The sequence below is a fragment of the Runella sp. MFBS21 genome (assembly GCF_029433105.1).
Taxonomy (GTDB): domain Bacteria; phylum Bacteroidota; class Bacteroidia; order Cytophagales; family Spirosomataceae; genus Runella.
Window position 1 is genome coordinate 1 of record NZ_JARNTW010000063.1, and the last position, 1,064, is coordinate 1,064.

Genomic DNA, 1,064 nt, shown 5'->3' on the forward strand with positions numbered 1-1,064 from the left:
TGACTTCGCACCACCTATCCGACTCATACCTTGTTCGTAACTTAAGCATTGCATCCACACCGGTCTTGGCCCATCTCTGACCTGATAGTTTCATTCGTGACTGTATAACTGTTCGGTGTGCGGCCTCTATGGCTCCGGAACCTATCATCAAGCCCATTTTACGGTATTCAGCGTATTGCATTCTATATGCATTTCTTCGCAAGTAGTGAAGTATACCATCTATCGGCTTTGCGGTTTTCTTCGCTTTAGCCTCCAGTAAGTTTGCCACCTCCAACACTTTACCCTCAAGCACCATTTGCCTGTACTCTTGCATCAACTTTTTTTGCTTCTTCTTATCAGATACTACTACTTTGATGGCCTCAGCAACATGCTCGTTACCGTGAAAAAAGTCTAATATTGAAATGGCATTGGGGTAGCGCTGCTTTATCCAATTTTCAATCCAAATTGCTCCGTCATTCAGGAAAACATGCCTACTGCCTTTGGGGACTGCCTTTGAAAGAAGGCGATCCATGTTTGATGTAAATACTTCTGAGTCAATCATTTGTGCATGATATATCGAATGGCTTATCGCACGTCTGGTCTGGCTTCCAACTTTCATAATATCATCAGAATGAAAATGCCGACCTACTTTTGTCTCTTTCCAGCCCTGATCAGTAAGCACCATGCTTCCATCGACCATGGTATATTGCACAGCAGTTGCGGGATCTTTTTGCGCTGCCACCTCAATCACATCATCCAACTCGCCTCCATAAAATTGTACTACTCGCTGATACTGCGATGGATTAATTTTAACATTTGTAAAGCGTGTGAAGGTATTGGCAGCATCTTTGTACACACTCTGTTGAGCAAGATGAAGCATATCCTCTTGAACAAGAGCAGAATAGCCGAACGGGGTGTCTTTCATCGAATAAATAGAATCATGCAAAACATCAATCTCCCCGCTGCGTGTCAGTATCTTTTTTTTTTCGACGATCATTACACGCACCGCTTTGGCTCTGTAGCAGGGCTTGACCAACCTTCTGCTTGATCATTTCAACCCTTACTTCTAAATCGTACAATGTGTG

1 protein-coding gene is annotated in these 1,064 nt (G+C 43.4%); it reads right to left on the reverse strand.

Annotated features, from left to right (window positions below):
• The coding region (locus P1X15_RS32455; RefSeq protein ID WP_277342260.1) for a hypothetical protein at window positions 1–976 on the reverse strand (976 nt) is incomplete at its 3' end.
• Window positions 977–1,064 lie beyond the last annotated feature (88 nt).